The organism is Verrucomicrobium sp. GAS474 (assembly GCF_900105685.1).
Lineage (GTDB): Bacteria > Verrucomicrobiota > Verrucomicrobiia > Methylacidiphilales > GAS474 > GAS474.
Genome location: NZ_LT629781.1, coordinates 862,135 through 887,099, shown reverse-complemented (window position 1 = coordinate 887,099; position 24,965 = coordinate 862,135). Strand labels below are relative to the sequence as shown.

Below are 24,965 nucleotides of genomic sequence, written 5' to 3'. Positions count from 1 at the left end.
CTCTTTCACGAAAGATACCCCAGCCTCATGAAAACCCTGTTTTGGAAAGAGTGGAGAGAGAATGTCCGTTGGGCCTGCCTCGGCATGGCCCTCTTCGGTGCCGCACTCGCCTATGTCCTCCACGAGTTGATCAGCCCGCTGAATCCCTATGATCATCCGGAGTATGAGTCGCTCTGCGCCCCTCTCTTCCTCACGGTGACGATGTGGGGCGGGATCGTCGGCGGATTCCTTCTCGGCCTTCTCCAGACGTTGCCGGAACGGGCCGCCGACCGGTGGGCCTTTCTCGTCCATCGTCCGATGACGGCGGGATCGATCTTCGCGGGCAAGGCGGCGGCGGGCCTCGCCCTCTACCTGCTGGCCACGGTCCCGCCGTTCCTCGCTGCCGTGGCGTGGGTGGCGGTGCCGGGGAATATCCGGAGTCCCTTCGTTCCCGCGACGATGACGCCGGGGGCGATCGACCTCGCCTGCGGGATCGCGTGGTATTTCGCCGGGATGCTCGTCGGGCTCCGCGAGGTCCGCTGGTGGGGGACGCGGCTCCTTCCCGTCGCCGCCGCGTGGCTCGTCACCTGGCACGCGCAGGAACGGTGGGAGGCGGGCCGCGTCGTCGGCTACGTCGCCTACGTCGGCGCCGCCCTCGCCCTCGCGGCCTGGGCGGTGACGACGACGAGCGGCGGGCTGCGGCGGCTCCCGCGCACAGGCCGTCTCGGCCTCTTTGTCACGGCGGCGCTCGGCGGCTACGCGCTCCTCTCCCAGGGCGGCGGCCTCCTCCTTCCGGCGCTTCTCGATCCGAAGGAACCGCGCGGCATCTATCGCCGCTACGAGATCACCCGCGACGGACGGCCCTTCCTCCGCACCGACGACCGGAACGCCGGGAAGATCACCTACACCGACCTCACCGGTCAGACCCTCGTTGAGCCCCGGCTCTCCGCCTGGGATTTCTCCTTTCATTACTTCGCCGAGGACAGCCAGCTCACCTCCGAACTCCGTCGTCCCGGGACGCTCCCCCACAATCAGGCTTATCGCTCCATCCAGCACTACATGGAGGGAGGCCGGAGCGGGAGCGAGCTCGGGTCCGACGGGAGGCCGCTCCCCGAATGGTTTTATCTGCCCGGGGAACGGGCGCTGGTCGGCTATGGTTACGTCCATCGCCGCCCCCTCGTCCGCCTCGGCGGGAGTGTCGGCGCGGACGGAAGCGCCGTGGCTCCCTTCCCCGAGGCGGCGTTCACTTTCCAGGGCGACGGCCTTGCCTTCCCTCATGCCGCCTTTGCCTTCGATCAGAAAACGGGAACGTTGACCCCGCTCCGCGATCCGAGGGCGGTGCAAGGCCAGAGCCCGCGCGAAATCTACGACCTCTCCACAGTCTCGAATATCCTGGTTCCGAAGGGTCCCGGCCATCCGGAGCAACGGGGGAGCTTCTACGCCGTGACGCTGGCCGACGAGATCCTCTTCTACGACGCCGAGGGCACCCTCCTCGCCCGGACGCCCCATCTTCACGATCCGAAGGTCTACGGCGCGATCCGGGCGATCAAGGTGGATGGCACCGGCACCGGTTTCTTCCTCACCTACTGGCCGCCGCGCAATTGGGAGCATCGCCTTCCCGGTTACCTCGATCGCCTCGACGCCCAGGGGCGGCTCCTTTCCGAGGAAGTCCTCCCCTACGCCCCGAACCAGGATCCGCCGAAGACGTGGTGGGTCCGGAACCGCGACCTCCTCCCGCCCTTCCTCGGTGTGGCGTGGAAGTGGACGAACAACTACGCCCATGCCCGCCTCGATCGCGCCGCCGGCCGGGAAACGGTCGAGACGGCGTGGTGGGGGAAGATCGTCCAGAACCCGGAGAGGGAAAAGGCCTTCCTCCTGCGGAGCGCGACGGGCGGGGCCGCCGTCCTTCTCCTCGGCCTCCTCTGGCTCACCCTCGCCGGGCAGCCCGGGGGATGGCGGAACCGCGTCGCGTGGGGGTTCGGCCTCTTCTGGTTCGGCCCGGGGGCGCTTTTCGCCCTCCCGGTCCTCGCGCCGTGGCCGGTGCGGCGGACGGCTGCCGCACCCGTCCCGGCGGACCGGGTCGCGATCTTCGAGCCGGTGGAAGAACCGCTCTCCCGCTAGCGGCCACCCCGCGTGGGCAAAGAAAAAGGCACCTCCGACCGGATGGTGCCTTGTTCTTTAAAAGGAGTGTAAAACGTAAAGCTTACAGAGGGATAGATGCCGCAGCGGGGGTTTCGTTCAAAAAAAGTTCCGATTTTCTTCAAAATCAGAGATCGATTCCCACAACTCCTTCGTTTTCAATGACTTCAAACGTCCTGATTTTTTGTCCCGGGATGTTCGTACAGTGGCCCGTGCGGAGGTCGAAGGTCCATTGATGCCAGGGGCAGGCGATTTTTTCGCCGTCGAGCCATCCCTCGCTCATCGGTCCGGCGCGATGGGGGCAATGGTCGTCGAGGGCGAAGAGCCCGGCCTCGGTCCGCGCCAGGGCGATCCTCACCACGGCCCCCCCTTCCCCGGCGATCTCGCAGAGCCGGGTCTGGCCGACGGGGGGGAGTTCTTCGCGGGAACAGAGGCGCGTCCAGGCCATGGTCCCGTTACGTTGCGCTTCCCCCCTGCCGATGGCAAGCGGCCTGCTCTATTGGCATGCGAGCCCGGAGCAGGTAGAACCCTTCTTTGCCCCGAACCCGAACCGAATGACCGATACGCCCGCCTCCTTCCTGCAGCCCGTCCGCCTCGTGAGCACCGACCTCGACGGGACGCTGATCGATTTCCGACCGAACATCCCGGCCGACGCCGTCTTCTTCGACCGGATCGAGACCGCGCGGAGCCGGGCCCGGGGCGGGGAGCCGTTCCTCTGGACGATGAACACCGGGCGCTGGTGGCAGAGCCTCTCGGTCGAGATGATGGTCCGCAACTTCCCCCTGATGCCCGATTGGGTCATCCTCACCGAGCGGGAGATCTACCGCATCCACAACGGGCGGGCGCTCGGCGAGTACGGCTGGAACCGCCGCTGCGCCGAGGTCCACCGGGAGCTCTTCGCCTCGGCCGAGCCCTTCTGGAAGGAACTGCGCGATTTCATCGAGAGCCAGACCGGGGCCGAGCTGCTCCCCGATCCCGGCTCTCCCGTCGCCCTCCGCTCCCGGACCGATCACGAGGCCGACCGGATCTCCCAGTTCGCCGAGACCCGCCTCGCCGCCTGGCCCGGCCTCTCCATCGTCCGCAACGGCGTCTACATGCGCTTCTGCCACTCCGACTACGACAAGGGGAGCTGCCTCCGCTACCTCCAGGAAATCGTCGGCGTCCCCCCCTCGGCGACCCTCGCCGCGGGCGACCATTACAACGACCTCCCGATGCTCACCCGCCGCAGCGCCCATTGGCTCGTCTGCCCCGGGAACGCCATCGAGCCAGTCCGCTCCGTCGTCCTCGCCCAGGGCGGCTACACCGCCGGGCTCCCCTTCGCCTCCGGCGTCGTCGAGGGCTGGGACGCCCTCTTGGTCCAGGCCGGGGCCGAGCCGCTGGCTCCGGTCCCGGCCTCCGTCCCGGTCGCGGAAGAGGAGGCGATCGCCGCCGCCGCCACGGGTGCTGGCGTCGAGGGTGCCGACCCGGAGTAGCTCCTCCCGGCTTGACGCTGCCTGGGGAACCCTTATAACCCCAAAGTAGCACTTATGAAACCTCTCTGCGCGGCGCTCCTCCTCACCCTCTCCTCCGCTCTGGCCCTCCAGGCGGCGATGATCGAGAACGGCGATTTCGCCAAGGGGCGCGACCGCTGGTCGGGCGCGGGCGACGTGATCCAGGTCGACGCCGAGGGCAACAAGATCGCGCCCGTCGAGAATCCCCCCGGCTACGCCCTCGAGGTGACGATCCACGCGAGCGATTGGACGATCGTCGAGCAGCGGCTCAACACCGCCCGGACCCCCGAGGAGACCAAGGAACTCCACATCTCCTTCGAGGTGCAGGCCATGCCCGACTACGCCCCCCTCGAAACGTCGCCGACCTACACGGGCGGCGAGGTCGCCGAGTGGAAGACGACCCACTGGCATTACCGCACCCCCGCCGTCGTCTTCCCGAAGGCCCCCCTCGTCGTCCGGCTCAGCGACAACTTCCTGTGCTATGCCCCGCAGACCGTCCCCTCCGACGGCGCGTGGCGGACGATCAAGGTCAACTACGAGATGTTGAAGAACAAGGACCACACCCTGACCTTCATGTTCCCTCCCGGCACCGGGACCATCCACGTCCGCAACGTCCAGCAGAATTGAGGGGGCAATAGGGGCGGCTCGGGGAGCCGGCGCGTCCGCACCAATCTCCTTGGAACCGGCGGCGTCGGGGGCTATACCCTTTAGGCAAAATCGCCCATGCCCTCCCTTTCCGATCTTCTCCCCGCGCTCTTCCCGCAAGAGCTCGCCCCCCTCTTCCTCGTCGGCCTCGCCCTCGCCGGGGCCTGCATCGGTTCCTTCCTCAACGTCTGCATCTACCGGATCCCCCTCGGCCTCTCCGTCGTCACCCCCGGCTCCCATTGCCACGCCTGCGGGCGGGCGATCCCCGGCTGGTGGAACATCCCCGTCGTCAGTTGGCTCCTCCTGCGGGGTCGGGCGAAGTGCTGCGGCGTCCGCATCGACGCCCGCTACGCCGTCGTCGAGGCCGCCATGGGGATCGCCTTCCCCCTTCTCTTCCTCCGCTTCCCCCCCCTCCTCGCCGCCGTCTACGCCCTCTTCGTCTCCGGCCTCCTCGTTGCCAGCCTCATCGACATCGACCACTTCATCATCCCCGACCGGCTCTCCATCGGCGGCGCCCTTGTCGGCCTCGGCCTTGGGGCGCTGGTCCCGACGCTCCACGGCGCCGAACTCGCGGGGAAGCCGTGGGCCGGATTCAACCACGCCCTCGGCGGGGCCTTCCTCGGCGGCTTCCTCCTGTGGGTCGTCGTCGTCGTCGGATCGAAGGCGCTGAAGAAAGAGGCCATGGGCCTCGGCGACGTGAAGCTCCTCGCCGGGATCGGCGCCTTCCTCGGCTGGGAAGCCGTCCTCTTCGTCATCGTCCTCTCCTCCTTCCTCGGCTCCTTCTTCGGCGGCGCGATGCTCCTCCTGCGGAAGCAGGTCTGGGGCTCGCGCATTCCCTACGGCCCCTTCCTCGCCCTCGCCGCCGTCGTCTGGCTCTTCGGCGGGGGGACGCTGTGGCGGCTCCTCTTCCAGTGGTGGCGGCAAGGGATGGCCGGGGTGTTGTAAGGGGCCGCGGGGGAGGGGCAGCCCTTCGGGACCGGGTACATCTCCCTGTACAGGTGGATGTAACCCGCGCGTTTAGAGATGCAAGAGGGGCTGCGCCCCTCCTGCACCGCCCCCTCTGATAGGCCGTGGTGTAGATAGAGCGCAATCCTAAAGGCTAATCTGCCCTACGCCCGCTCTACTCCGCTGGATCTAACCTCTATGAGGGCCGAGCCATGGGAAGTGGCATCCAGAGGCAATCCTATCTCCTCACGAAAAAGGCCGCCCCGAAAGGGGCGGCCTTTTTGCCGAAGCAGCCCGCGTCGCCTAGGCGACGGCGGCGGCGCTCTTCTTCGAGAGGAGCGGGAGGACGCGCTCCAGGGCGGCGGCGGCGGTGAGGCCGTACTTCGCCTTGAGGGCGTCGGGCTTGCCGTGTTCGATGAACTGGTCGGGCCAGCCGACGCGGACGACGGGGGTCTTCAGGCCGAGGAGGCTCAGCGATTCGAGGACGATGCTGCCGAAGCCGCCCGCGAGGACGTGGTCCTCGAGGGTGACGATCGCCTCGGCGCCGCGGGCGAAGAACTCGAGCGTGCCGAGGTCGAACGGCTTCACGGTGCGGGGGTTGATGACGGCGGCGGAGTGGCCCTGCTTCTCGAGCTCGGCGGCGAGCTCGTTGGCGACGGGGAGCATTTGGCCGAGGCCGAAGATGGCGACCTTCTGGCCGTGCTTGACGACCTCGGACTTCGCGATCGGGATGAGCTGGGGATGGTCCTTCACCTTGACGCCCGGCCCGAGGCCGCGGGGGTAGCGGATGGCGCTCGGCCCGGGGTGGTGCATGGCGGTGAACATCATGTCGGCGAGCTCGTCCTCGTTGGTCGGGTGGAAGAGGACCATGTTCGGGACGCTGCGGAGGTAGGAGATGTCGAAGAGGCCGTGGTGGGTCGGGCCGTCGTCGCCGGAGAGGCTGCCGCGGTCCATGCAGAAGACGACGGGGAGGTTCTGGAGGCAGACGTCGTGGACGATCTGGTCGAAGGCGCGCTGGAGGAAGGTCGAGTAGATCGCGCAGAACGGCTTGAAGCCCTTCGTGGCGAGGCCCGAGGCGAAGAGGACGCCGTGTTCCTCGGCGATGCCGACGTCGAAGTAGCGGTCCGGGTGTTTCGGCTGGAAGCGGTCGAGGCAGGTGCCGTTGGGCATCGCCGCGGTGATGGCGACGACGTTCTTGTTGATGTCGGCGAGGTGGGAGAGGGTGTCGGCGAAGACCTCGGAGTAGGTCCGCTGGCCGGCCGAGGCGGTCTCGCCGGTCTCGACGTTGTAGGGGGCGACGCCGTGGAATTTCTTCTTCTTGTCGATGGCGGGGTCGAAGCCCTTCCCCTTCTTCGTGAGGACGTGGAGGACGACGGGGTGGTCGAGGGTCTTCAGGAACTCGAAGGTCTGGATGAGGAGCTTCGTGTCGTGGCCGTCGATCGGGCCGTAGTAGTGGAAGCCGAGTTCCTCGAAGATGACGTTGGGGAGGACGAGGCCCTTGATCCCCTCCTCGATCTTGTGGACGAAGCGGAGGGCGTTGTCCTTGCCGATGGTCCGCTCGCCGAGCCAGGAGATGAAGCTCTCGGCCTTCTCGTGGAGGTGGGAGTACTTCGGGTTCGTGACGATCTTGTTGAAGTAGTCGGCGATGGCGCCGACGTTCTTGTCGATCGACCATTCGTTGTCGTTGAGGACGCAGATGAGGCCCTTGGCGTGGGACTTCGCGTTGTTCATCGCCTCGTAGGTGATGCCGCAGGTGAAGGCGGCGTCGCCGCAGAGGGCGACGACGTGTTCCTTCGTCCCGCGCATGTCGCGCGCCGTCGCCATGCCGAGGGCGGCGGAGAGGGCGGTGCCGGCGTGGCCCGCGCCGAAGGAATCGTGCTCGCTCTCCTCGCGGAGCATGAAGCCGTTGAGGCCGCCGGGCTGGCGGATGGTGTGGAAGCGGTCGCGGCGGCCGGTGAGGAGCTTGTGGACGTAGGCCTGGTGGCTGACGTCGAAGACGAAGTTGTCCTGCGGGGTATTGAAGACGTAGTGGAGGGCGAGGGTGAGCTCGACGACGCCGAGGTTCGGCCCGAGGTGGCCGCCGGTCTTGGAAAGCGTCGTAATCAGTTCCTGACGAATCTCTTCGGCAAGGGGGGTGAGCTGGTCGACGCTCAGTTTTTTGAGGTCGACAGGGGAGGAAATCGCGTTCAGGAGGGTGCCCATAGGATTGGTACGGAAGGTGGTGAGACGAAAACGGTATGCATGCGGGGCGGAAATGGCAAGGACGGGAATCGGTTAAGGTTAGCGAAGATGAATGATTCCGATCTGTTCCTGAAAGGGTTCTCTTTCCGGCAGGTCGAAAAGCGTGCTAGCGTTTAACGACATGACACCGGTTCGTTCCCTTCTGCCGCTTCTGCTGGCGGCCCTCCTCCCTCTCACCGCCTGCTCGAAGGGGGCCGACGGCGCGGCCCCGGCCCCGGTGAAGCTCGCCCCGGGCGCGAAGCGGACGGCGGCCCCGGCCTGGACCCTCCCCGGCGTCGGGCCGATGGCGAAGCCGGTTTCCCTCGCCGATTACAAGGGGAAGATCGTCGTGCTGAATTTCTGGGGGACGTGGTGCCCGCCGTGCCTCGCGGAGATGCCCGAATTCGCCGCCGCGCAGAAGGCCTATGCCGACAAGGGGGTCCAGTTCATCGGCCTCTCCCTCGACGCGGTGAATCCCCTCCAAGGCGACCTCGACCAGGTCCCCCGGATGGCGAAGACGGCGGGGGTGACCTACCCCATCGCCCTCGCGACGCAGCGGGTCCTCGATCTCTACGGGGGCGTCGAGGTCATCCCGACGACGTTCTTCATCGATGCCGAGGGCCGCATCGCCCTCTACGCGACCGGCATGCTGGAAGGGAGCGACCTGAACCGCGCCCTCGCGGCGCTGCTGAAGGACCGGGACCAGGCCCAGGCCGGGACCGCCGCGCCCGCGAAGAAGTAAGGGGGGCGCGTCCCCCCCCCCGACTCCGCCCTACTCCTCGTCGTTCCCGTCGCCGCCGCCCTGCGGGGAGGCGTGGGAGCGGGACTCGTGGCGGACGGGGTCCTCGAAGCGGGTGTAGGCGGGGTTGAAGCGGACGTCGAGTTTCCCCGTCGGGCCGCTTCGCTGCTTCGCGATGATGAGGGAATAGTTCCGCGTCGCCGAGGGGGCGGCGTCCTCCTCCTGCTCCTGCCGATGGAGCATGAGGACCATGTCGGCGTCCTGCTCGATCGCGCCCGATTCGCGGAGGTTGTGGAGCGCGGGCTCGGTCTTCCCTTCCTCCGCGCGCCGGTTCAGCTGGGCGAGGACGATGATCGGGATGCCGAGGTCCTTCGCGAGGCCCTTGATGCCGCGCGAGATCTCGGCGACCTCGTTCTGCCGGTTCTCCTTCGCCTGGGCCGATTCGGAGTGGAGGAGCTGGAGGTAGTCGATGACGAGGAGGTCGATGTCGTACCGCTGCTTCATCCGCCGCGCCTTGCCCCGGAGCTGGTTGATCGTGAGGTGGGAGGAATCGTCGAGGTAGAGGGGCCACTGCTTCATGTCCTCCGACATCTGCCGCAGGCCGCTCATCTCGAACTCGTCGATGTCGCCCGTGCGGATCTTCTTCAGGTCGAACCCGGCGACCGAGGCCATGAGACGGAGGATGAGCTGGGCGTTCGTCATTTCGAGCGAGAAGAAGCCGACGCCGTAGCCGGGCTTCACCCAGGCGTCGCGCTTCTCGTCGTAGCGTTCCTTCATCGCGTAGCGGGCGAAGCTGAGGGCGAGCGCCGTCTTGCCGACGCCCGGACGGGCGGCGAGGACGACCATGTCGCCCGGCTGCCACCCCGTCGTCATCTGGTCGAGCTGGGTGAAGCCCGTCGGGATGCCGGTCATCTTCCCCTGCCGGGCGCGGAACCGCTCGATCATGTCGAGGGCCTTCGCCAGCTCCTCCTTCGCCGGGACGGTGCTCTGCGTGAGGCCGAGGTCGGTGACCTTGAAGACCTCGGTCTCCGCCCGGTCGAGGATCCCCTCGACGGCGTGGGGCTGGTCGGAGATCTCCTGGACGATGTTGATGCAGGCCTGCTGGAGGTGGCGGAGGAGGCTCTTGTCCTTCACCAGCTTGATGTAGGTCCCCACGTTCAGGTGGGAGACGAGGGAGGAAACCATCCCGACGAGGCTCCCGGGGCTCCCCGCGATCTCGTCGAGCTTCCGGTCGACGAGGTACTGGTGGACCGTCGTGATGTCGATCGCGTGCTGGCGGCTGTGGAGTTCCTTCAGCGCCTCGAAGATCTCCTGGTGGGAGGGAACGAAGAAGTCATTCCGGATGACGTTCTTCTCCAGCACCTGGTACATGACCACGTCGGGATGGCTGAGCATCGCGCCGAGGACGGCCTGCTCCGCCTCGGTCGAATAGAGCGGCGTGGCGAGGTCGTCGGCATTGACCGAGGCGCCGAGGGGAGGGGGAGGGGTCGGCTTGCCCTTGCCGCCTTTGGAAAATTGCTGAGCCATAAAAGAAGGGCGATATTGGGCGGTTTTGGGATGGGCGCAAGTCTTTCTTCTGGAGGGACTTGGGGGTGCTGAAGGTGAAGAACTTGTGAATAGTGGTGAGTAAGTGGGGTGGGGGCGGCCCTTTGGGGCTGGCGGGGGCGACCCTGTACAGGTGGAGGTAACCCGCTTTATAGCCCAAGAGGGGCTTCGCCCCTCCTCGAACCTCCCCCTCTGAGGGCCTTAGCTAGGCGGACGCGCTTGGGCGGCGCCTTATTTCCGAACTGGATTAAAATCGGCTGCTTCCCGAGCGTCCGAGGGTACGGATTGCGGGGGGAGATGGGACCAAGACGCCTAGACTCCTATTGGGAGAAGGCCGCTTCGGTTCTGTCCCCTAGTCCGCCCTCGCCACTGGCGTGACATTTGGTGTAACCTCCTCTCGGGTCGGGCGGTCATGCCGATCAGATGAACACGGGCTTTGCCGCCAACCCTGCTTGGGATGAACTCTACACATTCCTCTCGGCCTTCGACGGGGTCGCGGCCCAGCGCGCCTCCCAGACCCGCGTCCGTCCCGCCCCCTTCCAACGCCCGCATCCCATGATGGACGACGCCCACGGCAAGACGACCGATGCCAAGCTCGACGCCGAAGCCGCCCAGGCCAAGGAGCTGGAAGACCTCGTCGTCCGCGCCCGCCGCGGCGAGGGCGCGGCCCAGGAGGCCCTCATCGCCGCCTACCGCCGCCGCCTCGGCGGATTCATCTACGGCATGCTCGGCGATTCCTCCCACGTCGACGACCTCACCCAGACCGTCTTCGTCCGCATCTTCCTCTCCCTCGACCGCCTCCGCGAGACGGCCCGCTTCGAGGCGTGGCTCTTCAAGGCCGCCCGCAACGCCTGCCTCAGCCACCTCCGGCGCGAGCGGTTCCGCCGCCTCTTCTCCCCCCTTTCCGACCGGCACGAGGAAGTCGCCGCCCAGACCCCCGCCGTCGACCAGGAGCCGAGCGACGACCTCCTCCTCCTCCGCGCCGCGCTGAAGACCCTCCCCGCGCGGGACCGCGCCCTCCTTCTCCTTGTGCAGGACCGGGAAACCGGTTACGAAGAAATCGCAGCCGGCTACGGCATCACGGTGGGGGCGCTGAAGACCCGCGTCCACCGCGCCAAGGCCCTGCTGAAGCTCAGAATCGAAAGGACGCGACATGAACCCTAATCCCGACTCCCCCTCCGGCCGCCTGCCCTGGCAGGAACTCGAACTCCAGGCCGCGCCCGCCTTCGCGCCGAACCTCGCCGCCCGCATCCTCGCCGAAACCGCCCGGCTCCGCGCCGAGGCCGTCACCGCCCGGGAAAACGCCCGCGTCATGGTCATGTCGGCCTTCGCCCTCTCCCTCGTCCTCCTCGGCTACGTCGAGTTCAACGGCTGGAGCGCCTCCTCGACCGCCAACGCCCGCGTCGACGAATGGAAGGGCCTCGCCCAGTGGGTCGAGACCCTGGAATAGCTTCCTTCAACCCCGCCCCTCCCTTTCGTGAAAACCCGGCTCCCCCTCATCCTCGGCAGCGTCGCCATCCTCCTCGTCGGGGTCGCGCTCGGCTGGTGGATCACCCTCCACCTCCCGCCGCCCCTCCTCCCTCCCGTGCCGTGGACCGGCCCCGGCGCGCCTCCCCGGCCCGGCGACGCGGCACGGGACGATCGCGACAAGGATAAGGACAAGAACCGCCGCCCCGCGCCCACGGCCGAGCAGATCGCCAAGCTCCGGGCCGAGATGGCCGAGATCGAGCCCGAACTGGCCGCCTTCCAGAAGGACTACCTCGCCCTCACCAAGGACTACGACGACCGCTTCGCCGCCCTCCTCACCGACGAGCAGAAGAAGCTCCGCGAGCAGATGCGCGGCCCCGGCGGCGGCGGCTCCGGCGGCGTCGACTGGATCGCCGAATTCCACGGCCTCGCCGAGAACCGCCTGGGGCCCCAGGCGCAGCAGGCCCAGCCCGCCCCCTTCGGCGCGGCCCCCGGCGCGGCGGGGGACAACGACGGGCGGACCCGCCGCCGGCAGCAGGAGCGCCTCTTCCGCGCCCTCCTCCACATCGTGATGTACGAGCCCTTCCTCCGCCTCACCGCCGACTCCTTCCACCTCACCCCGGAGCAGACCGCCGCCACCGAGAAGCTGATGGAAGCGCGCCGCGTCGCCTTCCTGAAACTCGCCGATACCCATCCCCTGCCCTTCGACCGGCTCTTCCTCTCCCTGCGGAACCTCGGCTTCCTCCCGCCGCCGCCCGCGCTGCCCGCCCCGGCGAAGCCGTAGGGCCGGGGGATCGCGGGGGGGAGGGACGCTCCCCCCCGCGCCCCTATCCTTCGTCCGCCTCGTACCGCAGCGGCCACTCTTTCCGGATCGCATCGATCATCCCCATGATCTCGAGCGATTCCCGGTGGGTCATCACGGGGCTCTCGATCTCCCCGGCGGCGAGGCAGCGGAGGACTTCCCGCAGCATCGGCTCGTAGCCGTTGTGGCCGTGGGGGAGCGGGCTCTCGAAGCGCAAGGGCTCCCGCTCCTGCCGGTGGAGCGTCGCCTCGGCGGGGCCGAAGAATTGGGGCAGGGTGATGCTCCCCGTCGTCCCGTAGATCTCGGCCCCCGATCCGACGAGGGCCCGGAGGCTGCAGGTCAGCTGCGCCTGGGCCCCGCCCGGATAGTGGAGGAGGATCGAGGCCTGCTCGTCGACGCCGGTCTCGCCGATGTGGACGGCGCTCTGGATCGAGAGCGGCGCGGTGCCGAAGAGCATCGCCGCGTAGGAGACCGGATAGATGCCGATGTCGAGGAGGGCGCCGCCGCCCAGCGCCTTGTTCAGGAGCCGCCCGTCGGGGTTCCGCGCCACGGGGAAGCCGAACCGGGCCTGGAGGAGGCGGACCTCGCCGATCTCCCCGGCGGCGATCCACTCCCGGACCCGGAGGGTCGCGGGGAGGAAGCGGGTCCACATCGCCTCCATCAGGAAGCGCCGTCGCCCCTGCGCCTCGGCGACCAGTTCCCCGGCCTCCCGCGCGTTCATCGTCAGCGGCTTCTCGCAGAGGACGGCCTTCCCCGCCCGGAGCGCGGCGAGGGCGTTGGCCGCATGGGCCGGATGGGGGGTGCCGACGTAGACGGCGTCGATCTCCGGGTCGGCGAAGAGGGCCTCGTAGGAGGCGTGGGCGGTGAGCTTCCCCGCGCCGGGGACCTCGGCGGCGTGCCAGCGGGCGAAGCCGTCGGCCCCTTCCCGGCTGCGGGAGGCGACGGCGGCGAGGCGGGTCGCGACGCCCTGGCGTTCGAGCGAGCCGACGGCCTGCGCCAACGTCCGGCAGATGGCCCCGGTTCCGATAAAGCCCCAGCGAATCATGGCGGGCATCTTACCCGCGCTCCCCGCTCCCGCCACAAAATTTCCTCCGGTTCCCCGCGCGCGGCTCTTGTCATCATCGGCGGCCCCGTCCTAAAATGGCCCCCTCACGCCTATGGACGACCGCTTCTACATCTGCATCCTCGCCGGGGGAACTGGCGAGCGTTTCTGGCCGATCAGCCGGAAGGACAAGCCGAAGCACCTCGTCACCCTCTTCGGCGAAACGACGCTGCTGGAGCAGGCCGTCCGCCGCGCCCAGGCCGTCGTCCCGAAGGAGCGGATCTTCGTCCTCACGAACCAGGACCAGCTCGACGAGACCCGCCGCGTCCTCCCTTTCCTCCCGCCCGACCAGATCGAGGCCGAGCCCGAGAAGCGGGACACCGCCCCCGCCTGCGCCCTGGCGACCGCGCTGGCCCGCTCGCAGAATCCCCGGGCCGTCGTCGCCGTCGCCCCGGCCGACGCGCTGATCCACGACGGGGAGACCTACGCGAGGCAATTGACGGAGGCCCTCGCCGTCGCCGCCGCCGGGGACGCCTTCGTCACCCTCGCCGTCCACCCGATCTATCCGGCCACCGGCTTCGGCTACCTCGAGCTCGGCGACGACGTCCACGCCGGGACGAAGGGCTTCCACCCCGTCGTCCGCTTCGTCGAGAAGCCGAGCGAGGAGAAGGCGCGGGAGTACCTCGCCACGGGCCGCTACGGCTGGAACGCCGGGATCTTCGCCTGGTCGGCCGACTACTTCATCCAGGAGGCGGGCCGCCTCGTCCCGGAACTCGCCGAGTTCGTCCGGAACTACCCCGCCCCGGGCGGCGACCGCGAGGTCTACCTCTCCCGCCGCTTCCCGTTCCTCCCGAAGATCTCGGTCGACTACGCCCTCATGGAAAAGGCGAGCCGCGTCCTCACCACGTGGGCGAAGTTCGACTGGGACGACGTCGGCGCGTGGACGGCGCTCCCCGCCCACTTCGGCCGCAACGGCGACGGGAACACCCTCCAGGGGAAGGCCATCGTCGTCGAGGGGGGGAACAACATCGTCATCTCGACGGGCCGCACCATCGCCCTCTACGGCGCGAGCGACCTCATCGTCGTCGAGACCCCCGACGCCATCCTCGTCTGCCCCCGCAGCAAGGCCCAGGGCGTGAAGCAACTCCAGGATTTCCTCCCCGACGCGGTGAAATAGCGGCGGGCCGGAAGAGGCGCTGGTACCCTCCCCAGGCGGCCTTGGTACGGACGGCGGATTCGGCGGTTTCTTTTTGAGCGGCGGCGCGGCACACTGTACCCAGGTTCCATTCACAGGGTCTGTTTTCCACAGACACTGCCCCTCCGATGCCCGCCAAGCCTTCCGCCCGCCCGAAAGCGCCCGCGCCGTTGCCGTCGGCTGCGCTTCCGCCTCCGTCCTCGACGCGCCCTCTTCTGGCCCGGGCGATCCGGCTGTTGGAGGAGGGAGGACCGCTCCGGGTCAACTTCGACGACCTCAGCGGCATCACCCTCGATTACCCGGAGCTGGCCCTCCCCGCGCCGAACGACCGCCATGCCTGCGCCTTCTGCACCTTCGCGAAGCAGTTCCCCGACGACCGCCTCAGCGGGGCCCACACCGATTGCTCCCTCAACAAGCGGGCGACGAACGAGATCGCCCTCCGCCGGGCGAAGGGCTTCGAGGGGCTCTGCCACCTCGGCGTCTTCGACATCGTCGAGCCCCTCGTCTACCACGGCGGCGTCCTCGGCGTCTTCTATTACGGGCAGGTCGCCATCCGGGAGTGGAAGGCCGCCTCCCTCGCCCGCATCGCCCGCTACTGCCGCCGCCGGGGCCTCGCCCCCGGCCCCTTCCGCGCCGCGTACGAGAGGCTCCCCGTCCTCTCCCTCGCCGAGGCGGAGCCGCACCGGGAACGGCTGAAGACCGTCGTCGCGATGATCGCCCTCTGCTGCGAGGCCCTCGCCCTGCCGACGGAGCGTTATCATTCGGGCCCGCTCGCCGTCCGCTGGCGGGACTTCGAGGTGATGCCCGTCCTCATCCGGCAGGTGGAGGCCTACGTCTACCGCCACCTCGACCAGCCCTGCCGCGTCATCGACCTGGCCCGCCACTTCCGCTGCAACGCGAACTACCTGGGGGCGACCTTCAAGAAATGCATGGGCTGCGAGATCGGCGATTACGTCAATCTCATCCGCGTGAAGCGGGCGAAGCGCCTTCTCCCGTCCCCCCGCCTCAGCATCGGGGAGGTCGCCTACAAGTGCGGGTTCACCGATCCGAGCTACTTCGGGAAGGTCTTCCGCCGCATCACCTCGCAGACCCCGGCCCAGTTCCGCGCGGCGAGCCGAGGGGGGGCGATTGTCGAGATTCCCTGACTTTTAAGGAGAGAATCTGTGGTAATTACCAGAATCGCCTCACTTGGGTAATAACGGAGGAGCCCCGTTTGGGGATACGATGGGGTCCTCCCATGAAAGCCTTCAAACTTCTTTCCCTGGCCTTTTCTTTGGCGACGGCCGTCGTCTTCTCTTCTTCGGCGGCGACGTTGATTGATTACAACATGGGGACCGCTTCATTCACCGGGATCGGCCTCTATGCCGGATATGTCTCCGCTCCCGGGACGGTCATTCCCGGAGTCAACGGCACCTCCACGGTGACTGCCGTCAACTACACGGCCTCTTCGCTGAGCATCGGCCAGCTCTACGGCGTCGGGTCGAGCAGCAAGGGCTTGCCTCCCTTATCCCTCTACTTCTCCACTGCTAATTCAACGACCGGCATCGTCAACGAATTCTCCACCGCCACCCAGGCGGACGCCATCACCGGACAGGATTATCTCGCCTTCACTGTCACTCCCTCTTCCGGGTACGCCATCAACGTGTCGACCCTCACCTTCGAGTATGAGCGGGACGGTACCAGCGGCGTCTCCACGGCGGCGTCGAACTGGTTCCTCATGTCGAGCGCCGACAACTTCACCACCGCGTTGGCCAGCGGTACAATGCCCACGGTCCAGAGTGCGGGCGTCTACAACTTCAGCTTGGTCACGGCGACCCTCTCCGGCAACTCCGCCCTTCAGAACGTCACCTCCTCGACGACCTTTGAGCTTTATTTCTACGGCAGTTCCCCCACCGGCACCGATGGCTTCCGCCTCGACGAAATCACCCTGACCGGGGCCGTCGTCGCCGTCCCCGAAGTGCCGGTCTGGGCGTTGGCCCTCCTCGGCCTGCCGTTCCTCTTCCTCGTCGTCCGCCGCCGCCGTGCATTGACGGTCTAGAGGCCGAATTGAAAGCGCGCCGCCTCATCCGCCTCGGCGGCGACGCGCTTAAAAGTGTTTTGATTCCCGTCCCGATCCGTGGAGAATGGGCGGCGATGCGCTTCTTTCGGAGTCTTTTGCTTCCCCTCGTGCTCGGGCTTTCCTCGACCCTCCCGCTGCCCGCCCGGGCCGACGACGAGCTCCCGCCCGAGATCGCGAAGCTCCTCCACGACGCCGAGGGCAAGCGGCGCGAGGCGATGAACGCCCGCTTCGCCCCGATCCTCTCCGACCTCGGCCAGCACGGCGACGGCCGCTCCTTCTACCTCCAGGCCGTCCAGCAGGTCCAGTTCGACAAGACCGCGCTGGCAGCCAAGGAGGCGCAGGACAAGGAGAAGGCGGTCGCCGAGGGAAGGGCCGACCGCGCCAAGGACAAGGAGAAGGCGAGCGACGGCCCGCAGAAGGCCTTCAGCGACTGGAAGATCAAATACAAGGACCTCCTCGACGACCCCCGCCTCGGCCCCGCCGCCGACATCTACGTCCTCTACCTCCGCGGCCAGATCCAATATGCGAAGGGGGACGCGAAGGCCGCCGCCGCCGTCTTCGACACCCTCATGGACGCCGTCCGCTCCGGCCCGCCGACCCTCACCGCCTATCCCCTCTTCAAAGACAGCCTCACCTCCTCGATCTTCTTCAAGTACTACGACCTCGAGGAAGGCTACTTCAACGACAAGGGCGGCTACTACGGGAGCCCGGCCGACGTCGAGAAGCTCTTCACCGCGATGGTCGAGCCGTGGTACGAGGACGAGTCGCCCGCCGCCCTCGCGGGCGAATGGGACGCCGCCATCGCCGCCATCGGCCAGGCCGCCCAGGCCGATCCGAAGACCGCCGACAACTTCCCCGTCGTCGACAATCCCCGCCTCCTCGTCCTGAAGGCCGACTCCCTCATGAAGGTCGGAAAAAAGACCGAGGCGATCGAGACGCTGAAAGTCGTCATCCAGAAATTCCCGGCCTACCCGCAATACAAGGAAGTGACCGACAAGCTGGTCCAGTGGGTCACCGGGAAGACCGCCCCGGCGAAGAGCTAGGCCCGCCCTCGGACTCGACCTCGACCCTGAAGGGGTCGAAGCCATTAGCCGGGGGTCGAGCGCAGCGACACCCCCGGTAGAAAGAGACAAAAAAACTCGCCCCGAAACGCCGCTCGCCTTTTTAGGAGACCTGCCCGGGCGGTCCTCCCGTCATTCTGTCTTCGAGGTGCGCTCCGGCTGGTGTGATGAGGGAAAAAGCCCTTTTGCGGCGCGCTCTTTCTTTCGATCCGATTCCGGGGGTGTCGCTGCGCTCGACCCCCGGCTAATGGCTGGCATCCCTCCGGGATGCTACCCCGATGCCCGATCTAGCCTAGAGCGCCTTCGCCGCGCTGCCGACGAGCGTCGGCTGGTCGCTCTTCTTCGTCAGCCGGTCCCAGTAGAGGAGCCACGGCGGGCGGAAATAGTTCCGCTGGTAGGCCTCGTACTTCACCAGGATCGCGTCGACGTAGCGGCGGGTCGAGGGGAAGCCGATCCGGTCGTGGAGGGCGGCGGCGTCGGTCGGCGCGGCGGGGTCGACCCACTTCAGCACGTTGCTCCGGCCCGCGTTGTACTCGGCGAGGGCGAAGACCTCGGCGTTCTCGACCCCCTCCCAGTGCTTCAGCATCCGGGCGAAATACCACGTCCCGATCTCGATGTTCACCTTCGGGTCGAAGAGGGCGTCGGGATCGACCGGATCGACCTGCCGGACCCGGGCCCATTCCGCCGCCACGCCGGGCGTCAGCTGCATGAGGCCCCGCTCCCGGTTCAGTCCCCGGACGCGGGGCTGGAAGCGGCTCTCCCGCCAGATGATCGCCCGGATGAGGAGCGGATCGATGTTGTTCTCCAGCGCCGCGGGGCCGATGTATTGGTCGAACTGGGTCTGCCGCGCGATCGAGCGGAGCTGCCACGCCCACGCCGCCGCGCCGAGGCCCCCCCCGAGGAGGGCGACGATCAGGGCGACGATGAAGAGGCGGAGGCGCATGGGGTGAAAAAAGGCGAAGCCAAATGTTCGCGAAAAACGGGCGCTCCGCAAGTCTCCCGACATTTCCCTCCCCCCTCCCTCCTCCGGCACGTGAATGTAACCCAAAAGGGGATCGACAACGGGGCGGGCCGGAGTATCGCTTAGGAAGATTCCGAAAGATCCTGAAACGACTCTCAACCAACTCCTTATCCGCCCCCCGCCTCCCCAACCCCCCACCCGGAGAAACCCCATGTCCCTCATCCCTTCGCCCGCTCCCGCCGCCCCCCACGCCCACGATAATCATCATCACCCCCACCATCCCCGGCACCACGTCCGGTTCCATCTTCCCCACTTCCACCTCCAGAACGCCTTCGGGAACGATTGGTTCGCGCTGAAGGCCGAGGCCTTCGCCCGCTTCTTCGGGACGCCGGTCTTCCTCATCGCGCAGACCGTCGTCGTCTTCGCGTGGATGGTGCTGAACATCGTGGGGGTCTTCCACTTCGACGCCTACCCCTTCATCCTGCTGAACCTCGCCTTCAGTCTCCAGGCCGCCTACGCCGCCCCGCTCATCCTCCTCGCCCAGACTCGGCAGGCCGACCGCGACAAGGCCCACGCCGAGGCCGACGCGCAGCACCGCGAGGCCCTCGCCAAGGCGAGCGAGGAACGGCAGATGGTCTCGGCGACGCAGACCGCCCAGCTCGTCGAGCTCGTCAGCCAGAACAACGAGATGACCGAGCTGATCCGCAACCTCAGCCAGCGCATCGAGGCGCTGACGATCGAGATGCACGGCCGGGTGCTGCCGGGAGGGAAGTAGGCCCTCCCTACACCCCCGCCCGGAGCCGCTTCGCCGTCTCGACGAGGTTCTTCAGCGCGGGCTTCACCTCGGCCCAGGCGCGGGTCTTCAGGCCGCAGTCGGGGTTGACCCAGAGGTTGCGGGGCGGGAGGACGGCCTTCGCCTTTTCCATCAGCCGCTCCATCTCGCCGGTCTCGGGGATGCGGGGGGAGTGGATGTCGTAGACGCCCGGCCCGATCTCGTTCGGGTAATTGAAGTTCGCGAAGGCGCCGAGGAGTTCCATGTTCGACCGCGAGGTCTCGATGGTGATGACGTCGGCGTCGAGGTCGGCGACGGCCTGGATGATGTCGTTGAACTCGGCATAGCACATGTGGGTGTGGATCTGGGTCTCGTCGCGGACGCCCGAGGCGGAGAGGCGGAAGGCCTCGACGGCCCAGGCGAGGTAGGCGGCCCAGTCGGCGCGGCGGAGGGGTAGGCCCTCGCGGATCGCCGGCTCGTCGATCTGGATGGCGGCGAGGCCGACGCGCTCGAGGTCGACGACCTCGTCGCGGATGGCGAGGGCGATCTGTCGCGCCGTCGCGGAGCGGGGCTGGTCGTTGCGGACGAAGCTCCACTGGAGGATGGTGACGGGGCCGGTGAGCATCCCCTTCATCGGACGGCGGGTGAGGGTCTGGGCGTAGGCCGACCAGCGGACGGTCATCGGACGGGGACGGCTGACGTCGCCGAAGAGGATGGGGGGCTTCACGCAGCGGGAGCCGTAGCTCTGGACCCAGCCGTTCGCGGTGAAGGCGAACCCTTCGAGCTGCTCGCCGAAGTACTCGACCATGTCGTTCCGCTCGAACTCGCCGTGGACCGGCATGTCGATCCCGATCTCGTCCTGGAAGGCGACGCACGCGGCGATCTCCTTTTCGAGGAAGGCCTCGTAGGACGACTCGGAGAGGGTCCCCTTCTTCCACTGCGCGCGGGCGGCGCGGACCTCGGCGGTCTGCGGGAAGGAGCCGATGGTGGTGGTGGGGAAGGCGGGGAGGCCGAGCTTCGCCCGCTGGAGCTTCTGCCGCTCGCGGAAGAGGGAGACGCGGCGGGCGTCGGAGGGGGTGACGGCGGCGAGGCGGCGGGCGACGGCGGCGTTGTGGATGCGGGGGCTGGCGCGGCGGGCGGCCTGGGCGGCGCGGTTCGCCTCGAGCGCGGCGGGATCGCCGGTGCCGAGGAGGAAGGAGCGGAGGGCGGCCAATTCGTCGAGCTTCTCCTCGGCGAAGGCGAGCCAGCTCTTCAGTTCGGGATCGAGCGAGGGGGAGGTCTCGTTCCTCAGCGTGACGGGGCTGTGGAGGAGGGAGCACGAGGGGGCGAGCCAGAGGTTGCCTTCGCCGACGGCGGCCCACGCCTTGCGGAGGACGGCGAGGGATGCGTCGAAGTCGTTCTTCCAGATGTTCCGCCCGTCGACGATGCCGAGGGAGAGGATCTTCCCCTTCGCCTGTTCCTTGAAGGCGGCGAGGAAGGCGTCGATTTCCTCTTCGCCCCGGACGGCGTCGTAATGGAAGGCGTTGGCGGGGAGGGCGAGGAAGTCGGCGAGGTTGTCGCGGAGGGGGCCGAAGTAGGAGGCGACGAGGAGCTTGAGGCCGTGCGCGGCGGCGGCCTTCGCGAGGCGGGCATGGGCGCCCTTCAGCGCGGCCTTCTGGGCGGCGGAGAGATCGAGGGCCGTGATCGGCTCGTCGATCTGGATCCACGTCGCGCCGAGTTTCGCGAGGCGGGCGAGGACTTCCTCGTAGACGGCGACGAGGCCGTCGAGGAGGGAAAGGCGGTCGAACGTCGGGTTCGCCGCGTCCTGGACCTTGCCGAGGGCAAGGTAGGTGACGGGGCCGATGAGGACCGGCTTCCCGGCGATGCCCTGGGCCTTCGCCTCCTCGAAGTCGTTGAAGAGCTTCTCGGAGGAAAGGGCGAAGCGGGTGCCGGAATGGAATTCGGGGACGATGTAGTGGTAGTTCGTGTCGAACCACTTCGTCATCTCGCAGGCGTGCCGGGTCGCGGCGGGGGCGCCGTGGTCGTGGCCGCAGCCGCACGTTTCCCTGCCCTCGCTCTTTTCGGTCTTTTCGCCGCGCGAGCCGCGGGCCATGAGGAAGAAGGTGTCGGAGCCGACCGGCTCCCCGGCCCGGTGCGAGTAGGCGAACCGGGGCGGGACGTTGCCGACGAGGCAGGAGAGCTCGAGCATCGAGTCGTAGAAGGAGAAGTCGCCGACGGGGACGAGGTCGAGGCCCGCGTTCTTCTGCACGCGCCAATGGTCGGCGCGGAGGGCGCGGCCCGCCGCCTCGAGGTCGGCGAGCGGGCTCTTGCCGTTCCAGTAGGCCTCGACGGCCTTCTTCAATTCCCGGTGGGCCCCGATGCGGGGATGGCCGAGGGAGTGGACGACGATGCAGGGGGACGGGTTCATGCCTTCCACTCTCCCAAACTCTTCATCATTCTCCTAACGCATCGTTTTTTCTTTCATCATTCAAAATTCTTATGATCATGGCGGGACCATGATCGAGCTGCGCCACTTCCACACGTTGATCGCCCTGGCCGAGACGGGGAATCTCTCCAAGGCGGCGAGGCGGGTCCACCTTTCCCAGCCCGCCGCCTCGCACCAGATCCGCGCGGTGGAGAGCCACTACGGCGTCGAGGTCTTCGAGCGGAAGAGCGATCCCCTCCGCCTCACCGCCGCGGGGCGGCTCCTCGTCGAGCTCGCCTACGACGTCTCGAAGCGAGTCCGCGACGGCGAGCGCGACCTCGCCCGGATCGCGCAGGGCCAGGCGGGGCGGCTCCGCATCGCCGTCGAGTGCCATTCGTGCTTCGACTGGCTGATGCCGTCGATGGACGCCTTCCGAGAGCATTGGCCGCAGGTCGAGATGGACCTCGTCTCCGGCTTCCACGCCGATCCCGTCGGCCTCCTGAACGAGAACCGCGCCGACCTCGTCATCGTCTCCCACACGCAGAAGCGCGAGGGCGTCGTCTTCCATCCCCTCTTCGGCTACGAGATGCTCGCCATCCTCGGGAAGCACCACCCCCTCACGCGGAAGCCCTACCTCACGGCGAAGGATTTCAAGAACGAGACCCTCGTCACCTACCCGATCCCCGACGACCGCCTCGACCTCGTCCGCGAGGTGCTGATCCCCGCGAAGGTCGATCCCGTCCGGCGGAAGACCGAGCTGACCGTCGCGATCCTCCAGCTCGTCGCCAGCGGCCAGGGCGTCGCGGCGCTGCCGGGGTGGACGATCCAGCCCTACCTCGACAAGAAGTACGTCGTCGGCAAACAGATCGGCAAATCGGGCCTCCAGAGCCGCCTCTACACGGCGACGACCCTCGAGGGGGCGAAGCTCGCCTACATGGAGGAGTTCCTGCGGATCATGCGGGAGATCAGTTTTGCGACGTTGCAGGGGATCGAGGGGCTTTAGCCTTCAAAGCAATGAAACGTGTATTGCGGATCACGGCCTGGGCGGGCGCGCTCTATCTCGCGGCGATGGCTCTCCTCGCGTGGGATGGTTCCCGTGAGCGGCTGGGTTCGGCCGACGTGATCCTGGTCCTCGGCTCGGGCGGGGTGAATGCGGACGGGACGTTGACGCTGCGCGAGCGGGCGCGGCTCGACCGGGCGCTCCTCGCGGCGGCGGAGCAGCCCCGTGCCGTCGTGCTCGCCAGCGGGGCCTCGGAGATCCACGGGCAGAGCGAGGCGGCGGGGATGGCCTCCTATCTCGCCGCCCACGGCCTCCCGCTCGCCCGCATCGTCCCCGATCCGGCCGGGGCGACGACGTGGGATTCGGCCCGCAACACGGCGGCGTTCCTCCGGGACCGCGATTTGCGGGGTGTCGTCGTCGTCACCGAATATTTTCACCTCTCCCGCGTCCGCCTCGCCCTGGGACGCTTCGGCGTCGCTCCGGTCTTCTCCGCCCCGGCCTTCTGCGTCCGCTGGGGCGACTTCCGGGCCGTCGCCCGCGAGGTGGGCGGCTGGGCGGCCTACCGTTTCCGGCCCTTGCCCTGAGCGGCGATCGGCCGTATCGTCGCGGCCATGGAATCGGCGACGCACTCTTGGTGGAACCTCGGTTACTACGGCATCTTCGCCTGCGTCTTCGCGGAGCAGATCGGCCTGCCGATCCCGGCGCTCCCCCTCCTCGTCGCCGCCGGGGCGCTGATCGCCTCGCACGAGCTCAATCTCTGGGCCAGCCTCCTGACGGCGGTCGGCGCCGCCGTCCTCGCCGACGTGATCTGGTACGCCATCGGCCGGGCGAAGGGGGCGACGGTGCTGAACCTGATGTGCCGCATCTCGTGGAAGCCCGATACCTGCATCAGCAAGACGAAGGTGATCTTCTCCAACCATGGGACGAAGATGCTCGTCTTCGCGAAGTTCATCCCCGGCCTCAGCTCGCTGACGCCGCCGATGGCCGGGCTCTCCCGCATCCCGTGGGGACGCTTCCTCTTCTACGACGCGCTCGGGGCGCTGATCTGGGCGATGCTTCCCCTCGTCGCCGGGTCGTACATCGAGCAGGCGCTCTCGATCATCGTCACCCACGCCGCCCGCCTGAAGGGCGATTGGCCGTGGGCCTGCGCCGCGGTGATCGCCGGGGTCCTGGCCTGGCGTTACCGGAACCGGCGGCGCTACGTGGCGGAACTGAACCGGGGCCGCGCGAAGGGGATCGCCGTCGCCGACCTCAAGGCCCGCCTCGACCGGGGCGAGCCGATCACCGTCCTCGACGCCCGCGACGCGACGACGATGACCGCCGAGTCGGTCCTGATCCCGGCCGCCGTCTGGATCCCCTACGTGCGGCTCCCCTCCCGCCTCGCCGCATTGCCCCTCGACAAACCCCTCGTCGTCTACTGCGACTGTCCCGAGGACCAGACCGCCGTCGCGATGGCCGACTACCTCACCACGCAGGGCGCGAGGGAGGCCCGGCCCCTCCTCGGCGGGATCGACGCCTGGCGGGCGCAAGGGTGGCCGACCGAGCCGTGGCGGGCCGAGGCGGAAGCAGCCGATAACGCCGCCGCCCTTTCGGTCTGAGCGATTCGGCGTTAGATTGACCCCATGTCCGTGCTTATGTCCGATTGGCTCCGCACCCACGGCCGCGATCTGCTGAAGTGGCTGGTCCTCGACAAGGCCTCCCTCCACGTCGTTAACCACGGCAGCCCCCTCCCGCTCGGCTGGCCCTTCCCCCATTCCTTCGGGGGCATCGTCCCCTACGGCGCGACGCTGACCCGGCTCGAGGTGCGGAAGCTCGCCGCCGACCGCCGCCGGGTCACGCTCGAAATCGAGCTGGAGGGGGAGACCCGCCCGGTGACGGTGACGCTCGACTACCGGATCGACCGACACGACCGCCCCGCCGTCCGGCTCTTCGTCGAGCGGGTCGAGGCCTCCCGGCCCTGGTTCCAGAAATTGCTCGAACGGGGCGTCGCCGATTTCCTTCCCGACGGCTACCGCATCCCCTCCCGCCTCCTCAGCCACGGCGTCCCCGAAGTCCTCGATTACCTCGACCTCCTTTAACCCCCCGCCCTGCCCCTCCCGCCCATGAACCGCACCTTGAAATCGATCCTCGTCTCCGTCGGCCAACTCGGGCCGATCCTCGAGAAACTCGAACCGTCGATCACCGCCGCCATTCCGATCCTCGTCGAGACGCTGATCGACAAGGCGGTCCAGAAATTGACGGGCGGCCATCCGCGCAAGGACCGCCTCGACCACGCCATCGCGACGATCGCCGAGCTGCGGGAAGACCATCAGCACCTGCACAAGATGGTGCTCGAATTGCGGGAGCATCAGCGCCGGACCGACCGGACGGTCCGACGGCTTCTCTTCCTCGCGCTCGCGGGGCTCGTTATCGGCGTGGGTGCGCTCGGATGGGTCGCGTGGCTGGCGTGGCGTCGCGGATAAGGGGTCGCGAAGGGAGCGGTGGGTGCTCCTTCGGGACC

General features: G+C 67.9%; 24 protein-coding genes. 18 read left to right on the top strand and 6 right to left on the bottom strand.

All coding sequences use genetic code 11. The features are described 5' to 3' along the window. Positions 1-27: 27 nt before the first annotated feature. Positions 28-2,100, top strand: coding sequence for a hypothetical protein (locus BLU04_RS03765; protein ID WP_157895087.1), 2,073 nt, complete (start codon positions 28-30; stop codon positions 2,098-2,100). A gap of 145 nt (positions 2,101-2,245) precedes the next feature. Here the strand turns inward: BLU04_RS03765 and BLU04_RS03760 are convergent, their stop codons facing one another. Beyond that, positions 2,246-2,566, bottom strand: coding sequence for a Rieske 2Fe-2S domain-containing protein (locus BLU04_RS03760; protein WP_093282403.1), 321 nt, complete (start codon positions 2,564-2,566; stop codon positions 2,246-2,248). 106 nt (positions 2,567-2,672) lie between these two features. Between BLU04_RS03760 and BLU04_RS03755 the strand changes: the two genes are divergently transcribed. The 3 genes from BLU04_RS03755 (at position 2,673) to BLU04_RS03745 (ending at position 5,198) form a co-directional block, all read left to right on the top strand. Then, complete coding sequence (locus tag BLU04_RS03755; protein ID WP_157895086.1) at positions 2,673-3,590, top strand: HAD hydrolase family protein; 918 nt, start codon at positions 2,673-2,675, stop codon at positions 3,588-3,590. 54 nt (positions 3,591-3,644) lie between these two features. Continuing rightward, entirely contained in the window at positions 3,645-4,235 is a 591-nt protein-coding gene (locus tag BLU04_RS03750) for a hypothetical protein (RefSeq protein ID WP_093282398.1), read from the top strand. A gap of 96 nt (positions 4,236-4,331) precedes the next feature. Beyond that, positions 4,332-5,198, top strand: a complete 867-nt coding sequence (locus BLU04_RS03745) for an A24 family peptidase (RefSeq protein WP_093282396.1) — start codon at positions 4,332-4,334, stop codon at positions 5,196-5,198. A 303-nt stretch (positions 5,199-5,501) separates the two neighbouring features. On the opposite strand, the gene dxs is transcribed toward BLU04_RS03745, so the two are convergent. Then, positions 5,502-7,400, bottom strand: coding sequence for a 1-deoxy-D-xylulose-5-phosphate synthase (gene dxs, locus BLU04_RS03740; protein ID WP_093282394.1), 1,899 nt, complete (start codon positions 7,398-7,400; stop codon positions 5,502-5,504). A gap of 160 nt (positions 7,401-7,560) precedes the next feature. Between dxs and BLU04_RS03735 the strand changes: the two genes are divergently transcribed. After that, positions 7,561-8,160 (top strand): TlpA disulfide reductase family protein, encoded by a 600-nt coding sequence (locus BLU04_RS03735; protein ID WP_093282391.1) that lies wholly within the window; start codon positions 7,561-7,563, stop codon positions 8,158-8,160. Positions 8,161-8,190: 30 nt separating this feature from the next. Here the strand turns inward: BLU04_RS03735 and dnaB are convergent, their stop codons facing one another. Continuing rightward, positions 8,191-9,684 (bottom strand): replicative DNA helicase, encoded by a 1,494-nt coding sequence (dnaB, locus tag BLU04_RS03730; RefSeq protein WP_093282389.1) that lies wholly within the window; start codon positions 9,682-9,684, stop codon positions 8,191-8,193. A gap of 441 nt (positions 9,685-10,125) precedes the next feature. On the opposite strand from dnaB, the gene BLU04_RS03725 reads away from it, so the two are divergent. Genes BLU04_RS03725 through BLU04_RS03715 form a run of 3 tightly spaced genes read left to right on the top strand, consistent with a single transcriptional unit; the run spans position 10,126 to position 11,953 of the window. Then, positions 10,126-10,866 (top strand): RNA polymerase sigma factor, encoded by a 741-nt coding sequence (locus tag BLU04_RS03725; protein WP_093282386.1) that lies wholly within the window; start codon positions 10,126-10,128, stop codon positions 10,864-10,866. Further along, positions 10,856-11,152, top strand: a complete 297-nt coding sequence (locus BLU04_RS03720) for a hypothetical protein (protein WP_093282383.1) — start codon at positions 10,856-10,858, stop codon at positions 11,150-11,152. Before BLU04_RS03725 ends, BLU04_RS03720 begins: the two co-directional genes overlap by 11 nt. A gap of 27 nt (positions 11,153-11,179) precedes the next feature. Beyond that, on the top strand, positions 11,180-11,953 hold the full coding sequence (locus BLU04_RS03715) for a hypothetical protein (protein WP_093282381.1): 774 nt from the start codon (positions 11,180-11,182) through the stop codon (positions 11,951-11,953). 43 nt (positions 11,954-11,996) lie between these two features. Here BLU04_RS03715 and BLU04_RS03710 read toward each other — a convergent pair whose 3' ends face one another. Beyond that, positions 11,997-13,016 (bottom strand): Gfo/Idh/MocA family oxidoreductase, encoded by a 1,020-nt coding sequence (locus tag BLU04_RS03710; RefSeq protein WP_197673022.1) that lies wholly within the window; start codon positions 13,014-13,016, stop codon positions 11,997-11,999. A 112-nt stretch (positions 13,017-13,128) separates the two neighbouring features. Here BLU04_RS03710 and BLU04_RS03705 point away from each other — a divergent pair, with 112 nt between their 5' ends. The 4 genes from BLU04_RS03705 to BLU04_RS03690 all read left to right on the top strand — a co-directional run bounded on the left by BLU04_RS03705 (position 13,129) and on the right by BLU04_RS03690 (position 17,310). Beyond that, positions 13,129-14,190 (top strand): sugar phosphate nucleotidyltransferase, encoded by a 1,062-nt coding sequence (locus BLU04_RS03705; protein WP_093282376.1) that lies wholly within the window; start codon positions 13,129-13,131, stop codon positions 14,188-14,190. A 146-nt stretch (positions 14,191-14,336) separates the two neighbouring features. After that, positions 14,337-15,353, top strand: coding sequence for a helix-turn-helix domain-containing protein (locus tag BLU04_RS03700; protein ID WP_093282373.1), 1,017 nt, complete (start codon positions 14,337-14,339; stop codon positions 15,351-15,353). 92 nt (positions 15,354-15,445) lie between these two features. Then, positions 15,446-16,246, top strand: a complete 801-nt coding sequence (locus BLU04_RS03695; RefSeq protein ID WP_093282370.1) for a hypothetical protein — start codon at positions 15,446-15,448, stop codon at positions 16,244-16,246. A gap of 8 nt (positions 16,247-16,254) precedes the next feature. Beyond that, entirely contained in the window at positions 16,255-17,310 is a 1,056-nt protein-coding gene (locus BLU04_RS03690; RefSeq protein ID WP_157895084.1) for a tetratricopeptide repeat protein, read from the top strand. 310 nt (positions 17,311-17,620) lie between these two features. Here BLU04_RS03690 and BLU04_RS03685 read toward each other — a convergent pair whose 3' ends face one another. Further along, a complete protein-coding gene (locus tag BLU04_RS03685) occupies positions 17,621-18,271 on the bottom strand; it encodes a lytic transglycosylase domain-containing protein (protein WP_157895082.1) in 651 nt (216 codons plus the stop codon). A gap of 229 nt (positions 18,272-18,500) precedes the next feature. On the opposite strand from BLU04_RS03685, the gene BLU04_RS03680 reads away from it, so the two are divergent. Beyond that, the gene (locus BLU04_RS03680) at positions 18,501-19,064 is read left to right on the top strand and encodes a DUF1003 domain-containing protein (protein ID WP_093282363.1); all 564 of its coding nucleotides are present in this window, start codon (positions 18,501-18,503) and stop codon (positions 19,062-19,064) included. Between the two features lie 7 nt (positions 19,065-19,071). Here the strand turns inward: BLU04_RS03680 and metE are convergent, their stop codons facing one another. Continuing rightward, positions 19,072-21,468 carry a 5-methyltetrahydropteroyltriglutamate--homocysteine S-methyltransferase gene (gene metE / locus BLU04_RS03675; protein ID WP_093282360.1) on the bottom strand — a complete coding sequence of 799 codons (2,397 nt, stop codon included), beginning with the start codon at positions 21,466-21,468 and terminating at the stop codon, positions 19,072-19,074. Between the two features lie 88 nt (positions 21,469-21,556). Between metE and BLU04_RS03670 the strand changes: the two genes are divergently transcribed. From BLU04_RS03670 to BLU04_RS03650, 5 genes are read left to right on the top strand one after another with little or no spacing between them, the layout of a single operon-like run. After that, positions 21,557-22,468, top strand: coding sequence for a LysR family transcriptional regulator (locus tag BLU04_RS03670; protein ID WP_093282358.1), 912 nt, complete (start codon positions 21,557-21,559; stop codon positions 22,466-22,468). Between the two features lie 11 nt (positions 22,469-22,479). After that, the gene (locus BLU04_RS03665) at positions 22,480-23,049 is read left to right on the top strand and encodes a YdcF family protein (protein WP_093282355.1); all 570 of its coding nucleotides are present in this window, start codon (positions 22,480-22,482) and stop codon (positions 23,047-23,049) included. Positions 23,050-23,076: 27 nt separating this feature from the next. After that, a complete protein-coding gene (locus tag BLU04_RS03660; protein WP_093282352.1) occupies positions 23,077-24,063 on the top strand; it encodes a VTT domain-containing protein in 987 nt (328 codons plus the stop codon). 24 nt (positions 24,064-24,087) lie between these two features. Then, positions 24,088-24,543, top strand: a complete 456-nt coding sequence (locus BLU04_RS03655; protein WP_157895081.1) for a hypothetical protein — start codon at positions 24,088-24,090, stop codon at positions 24,541-24,543. Positions 24,544-24,567: 24 nt separating this feature from the next. After that, positions 24,568-24,927, top strand: a complete 360-nt coding sequence (locus tag BLU04_RS03650; protein WP_093282347.1) for a hypothetical protein — start codon at positions 24,568-24,570, stop codon at positions 24,925-24,927. The last annotated feature ends 38 nt before the right edge of the window (positions 24,928-24,965 follow it).